16 protein-coding genes are annotated in these 12,523 nt (G+C 60.1%); 10 read left to right on the top strand and 6 right to left on the bottom strand.

Annotation, left to right across the window (positions count from 1 at the left end; translation table 11 throughout):
* Positions 1 to 125: 125 nt before the first annotated feature.
* The 10 genes from HV782_RS05365 (at position 126) to HV782_RS05320 (ending at position 7,150) form a co-directional block, all read left to right on the top strand.
* Positions 126 to 1,100 (top strand): KpsF/GutQ family sugar-phosphate isomerase, encoded by a 975-nt coding sequence (locus HV782_RS05365; RefSeq protein WP_123464673.1) that lies wholly within the window; start codon positions 126 to 128, stop codon positions 1,098 to 1,100.
* Entirely contained in the window at positions 1,100 to 1,624 is a 525-nt protein-coding gene (locus HV782_RS05360; RefSeq protein WP_123464671.1) for a KdsC family phosphatase, read from the top strand. Before HV782_RS05365 ends, HV782_RS05360 begins: the two co-directional genes overlap by 1 nt.
* Positions 1,625 to 1,632: 8 nt before the next feature.
* Positions 1,633 to 2,205, top strand: a complete 573-nt coding sequence (gene lptC, locus HV782_RS05355; protein WP_123464669.1) for an LPS export ABC transporter periplasmic protein LptC — start codon at positions 1,633 to 1,635, stop codon at positions 2,203 to 2,205.
* The gene (gene lptA, locus HV782_RS05350) at positions 2,192 to 2,737 is read left to right on the top strand and encodes a lipopolysaccharide transport periplasmic protein LptA (RefSeq protein WP_123464667.1); all 546 of its coding nucleotides are present in this window, start codon (positions 2,192 to 2,194) and stop codon (positions 2,735 to 2,737) included. The genes lptC and lptA overlap by 14 nt, the downstream gene beginning before the upstream one ends.
* Entirely contained in the window at positions 2,737 to 3,462 is a 726-nt protein-coding gene (gene lptB / locus HV782_RS05345) for an LPS export ABC transporter ATP-binding protein (protein WP_024011621.1), read from the top strand. Before lptA ends, lptB begins: the two co-directional genes overlap by 1 nt.
* 184 nt (positions 3,463 to 3,646) lie before the next feature.
* Positions 3,647 to 5,140 carry an RNA polymerase factor sigma-54 gene (locus tag HV782_RS05340; protein ID WP_128615211.1) on the top strand — a complete coding sequence of 498 codons (1,494 nt, stop codon included), beginning with the start codon at positions 3,647 to 3,649 and terminating at the stop codon, positions 5,138 to 5,140.
* Between the two features lie 73 nt (positions 5,141 to 5,213).
* Entirely contained in the window at positions 5,214 to 5,522 is a 309-nt protein-coding gene (gene hpf, locus HV782_RS05335; protein ID WP_077571130.1) for a ribosome hibernation-promoting factor, HPF/YfiA family, read from the top strand.
* Positions 5,523 to 5,534: 12 nt separating this feature from the next.
* Positions 5,535 to 5,999: a PTS IIA-like nitrogen regulatory protein PtsN gene (ptsN, locus tag HV782_RS05330; RefSeq protein WP_123464663.1), complete on the top strand. Its 465-nt coding sequence runs from the start codon at positions 5,535 to 5,537 to the stop codon at positions 5,997 to 5,999.
* 2 nt (positions 6,000 to 6,001) lie between these two features.
* Positions 6,002 to 6,859 (top strand): RNase adapter RapZ, encoded by an 858-nt coding sequence (rapZ, locus tag HV782_RS05325; protein WP_123464661.1) that lies wholly within the window; start codon positions 6,002 to 6,004, stop codon positions 6,857 to 6,859.
* 15 nt (positions 6,860 to 6,874) lie between these two features.
* Entirely contained in the window at positions 6,875 to 7,150 is a 276-nt protein-coding gene (locus HV782_RS05320) for an HPr family phosphocarrier protein (protein WP_008085079.1), read from the top strand.
* A gap of 78 nt (positions 7,151 to 7,228) precedes the next feature.
* On the opposite strand, the gene HV782_RS05315 is transcribed toward HV782_RS05320, so the two are convergent.
* The 6 genes from HV782_RS05315 to pmbA form a co-directional block, all read right to left on the bottom strand.
* Positions 7,229 to 8,122, bottom strand: a complete 894-nt coding sequence (locus HV782_RS05315; protein ID WP_123464659.1) for a ZIP family metal transporter — start codon at positions 8,120 to 8,122, stop codon at positions 7,229 to 7,231.
* A gap of 32 nt (positions 8,123 to 8,154) precedes the next feature.
* On the bottom strand, positions 8,155 to 8,766 hold the full coding sequence (locus HV782_RS05310; RefSeq protein ID WP_128615213.1) for a superoxide dismutase: 612 nt from the start codon (positions 8,764 to 8,766) through the stop codon (positions 8,155 to 8,157).
* A 1-nt stretch (position 8,767) separates the two neighbouring features.
* Entirely contained in the window at positions 8,768 to 9,208 is a 441-nt protein-coding gene (locus HV782_RS05305; RefSeq protein WP_123464655.1) for a DUF2753 family protein, read from the bottom strand.
* A gap of 27 nt (positions 9,209 to 9,235) precedes the next feature.
* On the bottom strand, positions 9,236 to 10,612 hold the full coding sequence (locus tag HV782_RS05300) for a class II fumarate hydratase (RefSeq protein WP_123464653.1): 1,377 nt from the start codon (positions 10,610 to 10,612) through the stop codon (positions 9,236 to 9,238).
* Positions 10,593 to 11,000 carry a FagA protein gene (locus HV782_RS05295; RefSeq protein WP_123464651.1) on the bottom strand — a complete coding sequence of 136 codons (408 nt, stop codon included), beginning with the start codon at positions 10,998 to 11,000 and terminating at the stop codon, positions 10,593 to 10,595. Before HV782_RS05295 ends, HV782_RS05300 begins: the two co-directional genes overlap by 20 nt.
* 162 nt (positions 11,001 to 11,162) lie before the next feature.
* Positions 11,163 to 12,509, bottom strand: a complete 1,347-nt coding sequence (gene pmbA, locus HV782_RS05290) for a metalloprotease PmbA (protein WP_123464649.1) — start codon at positions 12,507 to 12,509, stop codon at positions 11,163 to 11,165.
* Positions 12,510 to 12,523: the final 14 nt, after the last annotated feature.

The raw sequence follows: 12,523 nt of genomic DNA, 5'->3' as shown, positions 1-12,523 counted from the left end.
CAGGCTTTGAGGGGCTTTTTCCGGGTTTTGGTTACGAGGAATGACAAAGCACGACGAACTTGCGTGAGGCTTTGCCACATAACCGCTATAATCGCCGCCTTTTCATCGGGCTATACGATTCTGACATGAGCCAAACCAGCGACCTGATTCAATCGGCACAACGCACCATTCGCCTCGAAGTGGAAGCCATACAAGGCTTGTTGCCCCATATCGACGCCGATTTCGTACGCGCTTGCGAGATGATTCTGGCCAGCAAGGGCCGTGTCGTCGTGGTCGGCATGGGCAAGTCCGGGCACATCGGCAACAAGATTGCCGCCACCCTGGCCAGCACCGGCACCCCGGCATTTTTCGTCCACCCGGCCGAAGCCAGCCATGGCGACATGGGCATGATCACCCGCGAAGACGTGATTCTGGCCCTGTCGAACTCCGGTTCGACCAACGAAATCGTCACCCTGCTGCCACTGATCAAGCGACTGGGCATCCAGTTGATCAGCGTGACCGGCAACCCGGCCTCCCCCCTGGCGAAAGCCGCCGAAGTGAACCTCAATGTTCACGTCGAACACGAAGCCTGCCCGCTGAACCTGGCGCCGACGTCCTCGACCACCGCCGCCCTGGTCATGGGCGATGCCCTCGCCGTGGCATTGCTGGAGGCGCGAGGCTTCACCGCTGAAGACTTCGCTTTCTCGCATCCGGGAGGCGCCCTTGGCCGCCGCCTGTTGCTGAAAGTGGAAAACGTCATGCACGCCGGTCAGGAGCTGCCGCAAGTGCAACGCGGCACCCTGCTCAAGGACGCACTGATGGAAATGACCCGCAAGGGTCTGGGCATGACCGTCATTCTTGAAACCGACGGCAAACTCGCCGGGATCTTCACGGACGGTGACCTGCGTCGCACCCTGGATCGCAGCATCGACATCCGCAGCGCCACCATCGACCAGGTCATGACCGCGCACGGCAAGACGGCCCGCCCCGAGATGCTGGCTGCCGAGGCCCTGAAAATCATGGAAGACCACCGAATCAACGCACTGGTCGTTGTTGATGAAGAGGATCGCCCGGTGGGCGCCTTCAACCTCTCCGATCTGCTGCGCGCAGGAGTGATGTAATGAGTAACGATCTGCTGCAACGCGGCAAAGCGATCAAACTGGCGGTTTTCGACGTCGACGGCGTACTCACCGACGGGCGCCTGTACTTCCTTGAAGACGGCAGCGAATTCAAGACCTTCAACACCCTCGACGGCCAAGGCATCAAAATGCTGATGAACGCCGGCGTGCAGACCGCTATCATCAGCGGTCGCAAGACCCCGGTGGTCGAGCGTCGGGCGAAAAACCTGGGGATTCCCCACCTGTTTCAGGGCCGCGAAGACAAACTGGTCGTTCTCGACGGCCTGCTTGAAGAACTGGGCCTAAGCTATGAGCAGGTGGCCTACCTCGGTGACGACCTGCCTGACCTGCCGGTGATTCGCCGCGTCGGCCTCGGCATGGCCGTGGCGAATGCCGCCGACTTCGTGCGTGAACACGCTCATGGCGTGACCCGGGCACGTGGTGGCGAAGGTGCCGCCCGCGAATTCTGCGAATTGATCCTGCGCGCCCAGGGCCGCCTCGATGCGGCCAACGCCGCGTACCTGTGAGCCAAACCATGTTTAGCAAAAAATTTCGCAATTTCCTGCTGTTCGGCTGCATCGCGGCGCTATTCGCAGCGGTCGGTTACTGGAACATCAGCCCGGGGCGCTTCCTCGACAAGCCTGCGGTCACGTCTATCGAAAACCCGATAGACTGGTATGCGACCAACACGCATACCCTGCAGTACCTGCCGGACGGCAAGGTGCAGTACGAAATGACCTCCGACAAGGCCGAGCACGTCAAGGCCACCGACATCACCCTGGTCACCAAGCCCGACCTGAACATGTACCGCGGCACGGAATTTCCGTGGCACGTGACCAGCGAGCGCGGCGAAGTGAATTCGGGCGGTACTCAGGTCGAATTGATCGATTCTGTGCGCATCAAGCGCACCGATGAGAAGAACCGCGATCTGCTGGTCACCTCCACGCGCATGACAGTGTTCCCACAGGACCAATATGCGCAGACCGAGCAACCCGTTAGAATCGACGGCGCTGGCGGTGTATCGACTGGCGTAGGCATGAAAGCGTATCTGAAGGAAAGCAGGATACACCTGCTATCGAACGTAAGAGGACAGTATGAGGCTCGTTAAAACCCTCCCTATTTTGCTCAGTCTGGGCGCAGCACTGGGAAGCGTGAGCGCCTGGGCTCTGCCGAACGATCAGCAGCAACCAATCCGCATCCAGGCCGACGACGCCCAACTGGACGACAAGAACGGCATCGCCACCTATAAAGGTGACGTGATCATCACCCAGGGTTCGATGAAGGTGACCGGCAACACCGTGACCATCACTCGCACCCCGAGCGGTGATATCGACGTGGTGACCTCGGTGGGCAACCTCGCCTACTTCGAACAACTGCAGACCGCTGGCGACACCAAGCCGGTTCAGGGCTGGGGCGTGACGATCCAGTACCATGCCGCGCAGAATCGCGTCGTACTGATCGACAAGGCCAAGGTTGTCGACAAGGACAACAACACCACCCAGGGCGAGAAAATCGTCTACGACACCGTGAAGAAACTCGCCAGCGCCGGTCGCGCGACCGGCAGCAAGGTCACCGAATCGCGTCCGCGTATCGACATGGTGATCCAGCCGAAGAAGAAAACCGACGAGAAAACCCAGTAATGGCAACTCTGAAAGCTCAGCACCTGGCCAAGGCCTATAAAAGCCGCCAGGTCGTGCGTGACGTCAGCCTGTCGATCGACAGCGGCCAGATCGTCGGCCTGCTCGGCCCTAACGGCGCCGGCAAGACGACGTGCTTCTACATGATCGTCGGCCTGGTGCAGGCCGATCAGGGCCGCGTACTGATCGACGATCTGGACGTCAGCCACCAGCCGATGCACGGTCGTGCCAAGGCCGGTATCGGCTATCTGCCGCAAGAAGCGTCGATCTTCCGCAAACTGTCGGTGGCCGACAACATCATGGCCATCCTCGAGACCCGCCCGGAACTCGACAAGGCAGGCCGTCGCAAGGAGCTGGAAAGCCTGCTGCAGGAATTCCACATCAGCCACATCCGCGACAACCTCGGCATGAGCCTGTCCGGTGGTGAACGCCGCCGGGTGGAAATCGCCCGCGCCCTGGCGACTGCACCGAAGTTCATCCTGCTCGACGAACCGTTCGCCGGTGTCGACCCGATCTCGGTCGGCGACATCAAGCAGATCATCCACCATCTCAAGGCCAAGGGCATCGGCGTACTGATCACCGACCACAACGTCCGCGAGACGCTGGACATCTGCGAAACCGCTTACATCGTCAACGACGGCCAGTTGATTGCCGAAGGCGACGCAGAAACCATTCTGGCCAACGATCTGGTCAAAGAAGTGTATCTGGGTCACGAGTTCCGCCTGTAAGCGCGACGTCCCGGTGGTTCGCGAGGGCGCTGTATCGTTGAAGCAGTTTTTTATACGTTTTAATTGTTACAGCGCTCTAGGCAAACACTTCAGTTTCAGGCATATAATTTGCTTAAGTTTGGCGCTTCGGCGCCCTGTAGTGGATGGCGCATAGCGCCGGCGAATAAGGTGTTAAGCCCCTGCCATGAAACCATCGCTAGTCTTGAGAATGGGCCAGCAGCTGACGATGACACCGCAGCTGCAACAGGCCATCCGCCTGCTCCAATTGTCGACCCTGGATCTGCAACAGGAAATCCAGGAGGCCCTGGAATCCAATCCGATGCTCGAACGCCAGGAAGAAGGCGACGACTTCGACAACTCCGACCCGCTGGCCGACAACGCCGAACACAAGCCCAATACTGAAATCCAGGAACCTTCCTACCAGGAATCCGCCCCGACGGTGGACAACCTCGAGGAGGGCGAATGGAACGAGCGCATCCCCAACGAGCTGCCGGTCGACACCGCGTGGGAAGACGTCTACCAGACCAGCGCCAGCAGCCTGCCCAGCAGCGATGATGACGAGTGGGATTTCACCACCCGCACTTCTGCCGGCGAGAGCCTGCAAAGCCACCTGTTGTGGCAACTCAATCTTGCCCCGATGTCCGACACCGATCGCCTGATCGCCGTGACGCTGATCGACTGCATCAACAACCAGGGCTACCTGGACGAGACCCTTGAAGAGATTCTCGAGGCATTCGACCCGGAACTGGATATCGAACTGGACGAAATCGAAGCCGTCCTGCACCGCATCCAGCAATTCGAGCCGGCCGGTATCGGTGCGCGCAACCTCGGTGAATGCCTGCTGCTGCAACTGCGCCAGTTGCCCGCCAAGACGCCGTGGCTCGCGGAAGCCAAACGCCTGGTCACCGATTACATCGACCTGCTCGGCAGCCGGGATTACAGCCAGTTGATGCGCCGCATGAAGCTCAAGGAAGACGAGCTGCGCCAGGTCATCGAACTGGTGCAAAGCCTCAATCCGCGTCCCGGTTCACAGATCGAATCGACCGAAGCCGAATACGTGGTACCGGACGTCATCGTGCGCAAGGACAACGAGCGCTGGCTGGTCGAACTGAACCAGGAATCAGTGCCACGCCTGCGGGTCAACGCGCAGTACGCCGGTTTCGTCCGTCGCGCCGACACCAGTGCCGACAACACCTTCATGCGCAATCAGTTGCAGGAAGCCCGCTGGTTCATCAAGAGCCTGCAGAGCCGCAACGAGACCCTGATGAAAGTTGCCACGCAGATCGTCGAGCATCAGCGCGGCTTTCTGGAGTACGGCGACGAGGCCATGAAACCGCTGGTCCTGCATGACATCGCTGAAGCGGTAGGCATGCACGAATCGACGATTTCCCGGGTGACCACGCAGAAATTCATGCATACCCCGCGCGGTATTTATGAACTGAAATACTTTTTCTCCAGCCACGTCAGCACCTCCGAAGGCGGCGAATGCTCGTCCACGGCGATCCGCGCGATCATCAAAAAACTGGTTGCCGCGGAAAATCAGAAAAAGCCGTTGAGTGACAGCAAGATCGCTGGTTTACTGGAGGCACAAGGCATTCAGGTGGCTCGCCGCACCGTCGCCAAGTACCGCGAATCCCTCGGGATCGCGCCTTCGAGCGAACGCAAGCGGTTGATGTAAGCCACGTTACAGCGTTCCAGTGGCAGGCTATCCAGCCTGCCGCTTTATGCACTGGCAACGAAGGAGAAGCTGTATGCAAGTCAACATCAGTGGACACCAACTGGAAGTGACCGAACCTCTGCGCGATTACATCAATGAGAAACTTCAACGATTAGAGCGCCATTTCGACAAGATCACCAACGTGCAAGTCACGATGTGCGTCGAAAAGCTGAAGCAGAAAATCGAAGCCACCTTGCATATTCCCGGCAGCGAAGTGGTCGCCAACGCAGAAGATACTGATATGTATGCTGCGATCGACTCACTCACCGACAAGCTGGATCGCCAACTCAAAAAGCATAAGGAAAAGACCCAGAGCCTGCTCCAGGGCGCTACCGGTCGATAACCCCCCTACTCCATGATCCGACTTGAAAGTATCCTGACCCCCGGCCGTTCCCTCGTGAACGTGCCGGGCGGCAGTAAAAAGAAAGCCCTCGAACAGATTGCCAACCTGATCGCCCGTGAAGTGCCTGATCTGGAGATGCAAGATGTCTTCGAGGCGTTGATTGCCCGTGAAAAACTCGGTTCCACCGGTTTTGGTAACGGCATCGCCATTCCTCATTGCCGCCTCAAGGGTTGCGAAGCGCCAATCAGCGCATTGATGCACCTTGATGCACCCATCGATTTCGATGCCATCGACGGCGCTCCGGTTGACCTGCTGTTCGTCCTGCTGGTGCCGGAAGCTGCCACCGATGCTCACCTGGAATTACTGCGCCAGATCGCCAGCATGCTCGATCGCAAGGAAGTTCGTGAAAAACTGCGCAGCGCATCGAGTAACGAAGCCTTGTATCAGGTCGTCCTGAGCGAGCAGAACGGTCACTAATCATGCGCTTGATCATTGTCAGCGGCCGCTCCGGCTCGGGTAAAAGCACCGCTCTGGATGTCCTTGAGGACAACGGCTATTACTGCATCGACAACCTGCCAGCCGGCCTGCTGCCGGAACTGGCCGAACGCGCGCTGATTCATACCGAGCTGGCGCAACCGCTGGTGGCCGTGTCGATTGATGCGCGCAACCTGCCCAGCCATCTGTCGCGCTTTCCGGAGTTGCTTGAAGAAGTCCGCAGCCGCCACATCCAGTGCGATGTGTTGTACCTGGATGCCGACGAAGAAACCCTGCTCAAGCGTTTTTCGGAAACCCGTCGCCGCCACCCTTTGAGCACGGCCAATCGTTCATTGGCCGAAGCGATCAGTGATGAAACCGCTCTCCTCGGCCCGATTGCCGATCTGGCCGACCTGAAAATCAACACCACCAACCTCAACCTCTACCAGTTGCGCGACACCATCAAGTTGCGCCTGCTGAACCAGCCGGAGCCGGGAACGGCCTTTCTGGTCGAGTCATTCGGCTTCAAGCGCGGGATGCCGGTGGATGCGGACCTGGTGTTCGACGTCCGCTGCCTGCCCAATCCTTACTGGAAACCGGAGCTGCGCGCGCAGTCCGGGCTGGACGCACCCGTGGCCGAGTACCTGGCGGCGCAACCGGAAGTCGAGGAGATGTTTCAGGACATCTTCAGCTATCTGCACAAGTGGCTGCCGCGCTTCGCCGCGAGTAACCGCGCCTACGTCACCATTGCCATTGGCTGCACCGGCGGGCATCACCGCTCCGTCTACCTGACCGAACGCCTGGGTCAGGCCCTGCAGAAAACCCTGAAGAACGTCCAGGTTCGCCACCGCGACCTCACTTAAAGGATTCACACCGCGATGCCTGCTCTGGAAATCGAAATCATCAATAAACTGGGCTTGCATGCCCGCGCGTCCGCCAAGTTCGTTGGCGTGGCCGGCCAATATCCCGATTGCACGATCAGAGTGGGTCGCACACCGGAGACCACGGTCGATGGCAAAAGCATCATGGCGATGATGATGCTGGCTGCCGGCAAGGGCACCAAAATCTATCTGAGTACCGAAGGCCATCAGGAACAGGAAGCGCTGGATGCGCTGGTGGCGTTGATCAATAACTACTTCGACGAAGGTGGTTGAAAGCCACCAAGGCCATCGCAGCCCACAGCGCGCATATCCCTCTGTAGGTGCTGCCGAGGCTGCGATCTTTTGATCTCTTCAACCCAACGCCGTATCCATCACCATCATCAAACAGAAGCCGATCAACAAGCCAAGACTGGCCAGCTTGTCATGACCATTGCGTCGCGACTCCGGGATTACTTCGTGAGTCACCACCAGCAACATCGCCCCCGCCGCCAGTGCCAGCCCCAATGGCAATAACAACTCCGCCAGGCTGACCAGCCACGCACAGAGCAGTGCAAACACCGGCTCGACCAGACCTGACGCCGCGCCGATCAAAAACGCTTTGCCCCGTGACATTCCCGCCCCGGCCAGTACCAGCGCAATCACCAGACCTTCCGGCACATCCTGCAGGGCAATGCCCATCGCCAGGCTGTCGGCATCGGGCATGCCGCCGCCGGCGGAAACGCCGACCGCCATGCCTTCCGGGATGTTATGGGCAATGATGGCGAACACGAACAGCCAGATCCGTGGCGCAATCACCGGATGCTCGACGGTGCCAACAAACATTTCCGGTGAAGCCCCCGAGACCTTGCGATCGACCAGAAACAGGCCGAACGCCCCGAGCATGATGCCGAAGCAGATCAGCCCGCTCGCAGCCCACGGGGTCAAGCCAAGACCTTCTGCAGCGGCGATGCCTGGCACGATCAGCGAAAACGCCGTCGCCGCCAGCATCACCCCGGCACCGAAGCCGAGCAAGGTATCGCCAAGCGCCTGCGGCATGTTGCGAATCACCAGCACCGGCACCGCGCCGAGCGCGGTGCCCAAGGCGCAGAGTGCTCCACCCTGCAAGGCCCGCGACAGTCTCGGTTCAAGCTCCAGCCATTGCAGTCCGTGGGCGACCAGCAAGGTCATGCCCGCCAGCAGCAATAGCGATCCCACCGCGTAACGAAACATACGCCCACTGCCGATCGCCAGTGTTTCAGTGCCCATAGTCAACCCTGGATGGTTTTTTTGTAGAAGGCTTACACCAGCGCGGCCCGATAGCGCGCAGCGACTTCAGGCCAATTGATCACGTTGTAGAACGCGCTGATGTACTCCGGGCGACGGTTCTGGTAGCGCAGGTAATAGGCGTGCTCCCAGACGTCCAGACCGAGAATCGGTGTGTTGCCGTTCATCAACGGGCTGTCCTGGTTGCCGCTGCTCTCCACCAGCAGTTTTTTCTCCGGCGTGACGCTGAGCCAGGCCCAGCCACTGCCGAAGCGGGTCAGCGCAGCCTTGGTGAACGCTTCTTTGAAACTGTCGAGGCCGCCCAGTTGCTCATTGATGGCTTCGGCCAGCGCACCTTCCGGCTTGCCGCCGCCGTTGGGCGCCATGACTTCCCAGAAGAGCGAATGGTTGGCGTGTCCGCCGCCCTGATTGATGACCGCCGCACGGAGTTTTTCCGGCAGTTGTTGAACGCTGGCGACCAGTTTCTCGACCGGCCACTCGGCAAACTCGGTACCTTCAATCGCTGCGTTGAGGTTGTTGATGTAGGTCTGGTGATGCTTGGTGTAGTGAATCTCCATGGTCTGCGCGTCGATGTGCGGTTCCAGCGCATCGTAGGCGTAAGGCAAGGCAGGCAAGGTAAAAGCCATTTCAATGAACTCCATGGTGATGGGTGGCAGGCGCACGGCGCGCATTGCCGGTGTCGGGATGCAGCAGACGCTGGGTACGCGGGTACTCGCCGTGTTCGCTGATGAAATTCAGCAGTTCGACATAGGTCTTGCTGCTCTGGCGCAGTGCCGCTTCCCGCAGGGCCATGCGCAGGCGCTCGTCCTGCATGGTCTGCAACAGCCGTTGGTGGATCGCGCAGAGATATTCGGCGCTTTCCTCCGGCTGATTCAGGCGCAGGTGCAGATCCGCCAGGTTGTGGTGGGAGATGACGCAGGCCGCCACCGCTTCATCCGCATCCGGCCAGCGCTCGAACAACACTTGCGCCAGGGCCAGCGCTTGCAGATAAGCCTCACGGGCATCGATCAGCTCGCCCAGCATGAAGCAGCGATTGGCCCGTTCGATCGTGCGTTTCCAGTGCTCCATGGTGAACCTCCAAAGCGGTTACGGGATTTACACGCCGCCGGCGGTGAGTTTCTCGGGATTGAGCAACTCTTCCAGCTGGCTGCGCGACAGGTTGGTGTGTTCCAGCGCGACGTCGATCACCGGGCGCCCCTGCTTGTAGGCCTGCTTGGCGATTTCCGCAGCTTTCTGGTAACCGATGATCGGGTTGAGTGCGGTGACCAGAATCGGGTTGCGCGCCAGCGCTTCCTTGAGCCGCGACTCGTTGACCTTGAAGCTGGCGATGGCCTTGTCACCGAGCAGACGGCTGGAATTGGCCAGCAGTTCGATGCTGCTCAGCAGGTTCTGGGCAATGATCGGCAGCATCACATTCAGCTCGAAATTGCCCGACTGCCCGGCGATGGTGATCACCGAGTCGTTGCCGATCACTTGCGCGGCGACCATGGCGGTGGCTTCCGGAATCACCGGATTGACCTTGCCCGGCATGATCGACGAGCCGGGTTGCAGGCCTTCAAGCTCGATTTCGCCAAGGCCGGCGAGCGGGCCGGAGTTCATCCAGCGCAGGTCGTTGGCGATTTTCATCAGTGACACGGCGGTGGCCTTGAGCTGGCCGGAGACGGCGACGGCGGTGTCTTGCGAGCCGATCAGCGCGAACAGGTCCTTACCCGGCGTGAACTGCACATGGGTCAATTGGCTGAGTTGACGGCTGAAACATGCGGCAAACTCAGGATGCGCGTTGATCCCGGTGCCCACCGCCGTGCCGCCCTGCGCCAGACATTGCAGGCTCGGCAGCAAATCCTGCAGATGGCTGATGTTGGCCTTGAGCTGCTGCGCCCAACCGTTCAACACCTGGCTCATGCGCACGGGCATCGCGTCCATCAAATGCGTGCGCCCGGTTTTGACGTGGTGATGCACTTGCGCGGCTTTCTTTTCGATCACCTGCACCAGGTGCAGCAGCGCCGGCAGCAGTTGTTCGTGCAACGCCAGGGCGGCACTGACGTGAATGGTGGTCGGGATGATGTCATTGCTGCTCTGGCCGCAGTTGACGTGATCATTGGGATTGACCGGCTCGTCGAGCAGACGGCTGGCGAGGGTCGCGAGCACTTCGTTGGCGTTCATGTTGGAACTGGTGCCAGAACCGGTCTGGAAGATATCCACCGGAAAATGCTGCATGAAATCGCCTTCGAGCAAACCTTGGGCGGCGTCACTGATGGCCTTGCCCTGGGCGGCACTGAGCTGGTTGAGTTCAACGTTGGCGCGGGCGGCCGCAGCTTTCGCCAGAATCAGCGCGCGGATGAATTGTCTCGGCATCGGCTTGCCGCTGATCGGGAAGTTATCCACGGCGCGCTGGGTCTGTGCGCCGTAGAGTGCGTCCACCGGCACCTGCAGTTCGCCCATGCTGTCACGCTCAATACGTGTCTTGGTCATCTGAAAATCCTTGTACCCGGTCAATGAGAGAAATCGAGGGAAGCAACTCACAGGTCGCGAGCTGCCAGGTGTAGCGTTGCCAGCGCTGGAGCCGGCAGACGCACAGCGACAGGCGCTCCATGTCCCGCAATGGGCGCCAGGCTTGATCGAGACACAGGCTGCGCCAATGCCACGGCAAGGCGATGTCGGTGGCCGTGTCGAGCAGCAGACGGAAGGAAGTTTCAGCGATGGTCCACGGAGAAGTTGCCGTACAACAGGCCAGGTACCGGCCTTCGGCGAGGTAGTGTTCGATCAGGCGCGGCTCGTCGGAATCCATCGCGCAACGGATCTGGCGACTCATCCAGCGCCAGCTTTCGAGGTACGGCTGCTCGTGCAGGGCAGAACTCATGATCCGGGACTCATTCTAAGATGAGATTTATTATTAAATGATAATGAGAACCAAAACAAGCATGGGTTGTGCATCAAATGGTGGGAGCGGGATTTGTGCGCTACAAAAAAAGGCGCGCCACCCAGAGGGATGGCGCGCCTTTTTGTGTGTGACGGGCCGAGCTTAGCTGCCTGCCACCGTCATGCGCTCGATCAACACCGAACCGGTGCGGATATTGCTGCGCAGCTCCAGATCATTACCGACCGCGACGATCTGCTTGAACATGTCGCGCATGTTGCCGGCGATGGTCACTTCCTGCACCGCGAACTGGATTTCGCCGTTCTCGACCCAGAAACCCGCTGCCCCGCGCGAATAGTCGCCGGTGACCATATTCAAGCCGTGGCCCATCAATTCGGTGACCAACAGCCCACGGCCCATGCGCCGCAGCAGCGCCGCCTGGTCTTCTTCACCATGGGTGACGAACAGGTTGTGCACACCGCCGGCGTTGGCGGTGCTCGGCATGCCCAGCTTGCGCCCGGAGTACGTGCCAAGGATGTACGAGACCAACTCACCCTTTTCGACGAACGGTTTGGCATACGTTGCCAGACCATCACCGTCGTACGAGGCGCTGCCCATCGCACGCATCAAGTGCGGACGCTCGTCGATGGTCAGCCATTCCGGGAACAGCTTCTGCCCCAGCGTGCCTTCAAGGAACGACGATTTGCGGTACAGACTGCCGCCGGACACCGCCGACAGGAAACTGCCGAACAAACCACCCGCCAGTTCTGCAGAAAACAGCACTGGCACCTCGCAGGTCGGCACCGGACGCGCGCCCAGGCGGCTCGCCGCCCGTTGCGCGGCACGCTGGCCGATACTCACCGGATCCGCCAGCAAACTGCCCTGACGGTTCACGTCGTACCAATAATCGCGCTGCATCTGGCCATCGGCCTCGGCGATCATGACGCAACTCAGGCTATGCCGCGTCGAGGCGTAACCACCGATGAAACCGTGGCTGTTGCCGTAAACCCGGCAGCCCTGATGGGTGCTGAGGGTGGTGCCGTCAGCGTTCTTGATCCGCGCATCGGCATCGAACGCCGCGGCTTCACAGAGCAGGGCCTTCTCGATCGCCTGCTCCGGGGTGATGTCCCATTCGTGGAACAGGTCGAAATCCTGCAGATCCTTGGCCATCAGTGCCGCATCGGCCAGGCCCGAGGCTTCGTCTTCCGAGGTGTGTCTGGCAATCGCCAATGCGGCGGCGACGGTTTCGCGAATCGCGTCCGGTCCGGTCGCCGACGTACTGGCCGAGCCTTTGCGCTGGCCGACGTACAGGGTGATGCCAAAGCCCTGATCGCGGTTGAATTCGACCGTTTCGACTTCACGCTGACGCACCGACGTCGACAGGCCTTGCTCCAGCGACACCGCGACTTCACAGGCGCTGGCGCCCTGACGCTTGGCCTCGGCGATGATCTGCTCGACCTGTTCCTGCAGTGCCGGCAATGCCTGCGGGCCGACGCTTTCAACTGCACTCATGCTCATCTCCACTC

Source organism: Pseudomonas monsensis (assembly GCF_014268495.2).
GTDB classification, from domain to species: domain Bacteria; phylum Pseudomonadota; class Gammaproteobacteria; order Pseudomonadales; family Pseudomonadaceae; genus Aquipseudomonas; species Aquipseudomonas monsensis.
The sequence above is the reverse complement of the archived record's forward strand: the minus strand, read 5'-3'. Positions and strand labels throughout refer to the sequence as shown.

Coding starts and splice junctions, on each gene's coding strand:
- HV782_RS05365 (WP_123464673.1), top strand. CDS start 126: ATGAGCCAAACCAGCGACCTGATTCAATCGGCACAACGCACCATTCGC.
- HV782_RS05360 (WP_123464671.1), top strand. CDS start 1,100: ATGAGTAACGATCTGCTGCAACGCGGCAAAGCGATCAAACTGGCGGTT.
- lptC (WP_123464669.1), top strand. CDS start 1,633: ATGTTTAGCAAAAAATTTCGCAATTTCCTGCTGTTCGGCTGCATCGCG.
- lptA (WP_123464667.1), top strand. CDS start 2,192: ATGAGGCTCGTTAAAACCCTCCCTATTTTGCTCAGTCTGGGCGCAGCA.
- lptB (WP_024011621.1), top strand. CDS start 2,737: ATGGCAACTCTGAAAGCTCAGCACCTGGCCAAGGCCTATAAAAGCCGC.
- HV782_RS05340 (WP_128615211.1), top strand. CDS start 3,647: ATGAAACCATCGCTAGTCTTGAGAATGGGCCAGCAGCTGACGATGACA.
- hpf (WP_077571130.1), top strand. CDS start 5,214: ATGCAAGTCAACATCAGTGGACACCAACTGGAAGTGACCGAACCTCTG.
- ptsN (WP_123464663.1), top strand. CDS start 5,535: ATGATCCGACTTGAAAGTATCCTGACCCCCGGCCGTTCCCTCGTGAAC.
- rapZ (WP_123464661.1), top strand. CDS start 6,002: ATGCGCTTGATCATTGTCAGCGGCCGCTCCGGCTCGGGTAAAAGCACC.
- HV782_RS05320 (WP_008085079.1), top strand. CDS start 6,875: ATGCCTGCTCTGGAAATCGAAATCATCAATAAACTGGGCTTGCATGCC.
- HV782_RS05315 (WP_123464659.1), bottom strand. CDS start 8,122: ATGGGCACTGAAACACTGGCGATCGGCAGTGGGCGTATGTTTCGTTAC.
- HV782_RS05310 (WP_128615213.1), bottom strand. CDS start 8,766: ATGGCTTTTACCTTGCCTGCCTTGCCTTACGCCTACGATGCGCTGGAA.
- HV782_RS05305 (WP_123464655.1), bottom strand. CDS start 9,208: ATGGAGCACTGGAAACGCACGATCGAACGGGCCAATCGCTGCTTCATG.
- HV782_RS05300 (WP_123464653.1), bottom strand. CDS start 10,612: ATGACCAAGACACGTATTGAGCGTGACAGCATGGGCGAACTGCAGGTG.
- HV782_RS05295 (WP_123464651.1), bottom strand. CDS start 11,000: ATGAGTTCTGCCCTGCACGAGCAGCCGTACCTCGAAAGCTGGCGCTGG.
- pmbA (WP_123464649.1), bottom strand. CDS start 12,509: ATGAGTGCAGTTGAAAGCGTCGGCCCGCAGGCATTGCCGGCACTGCAG.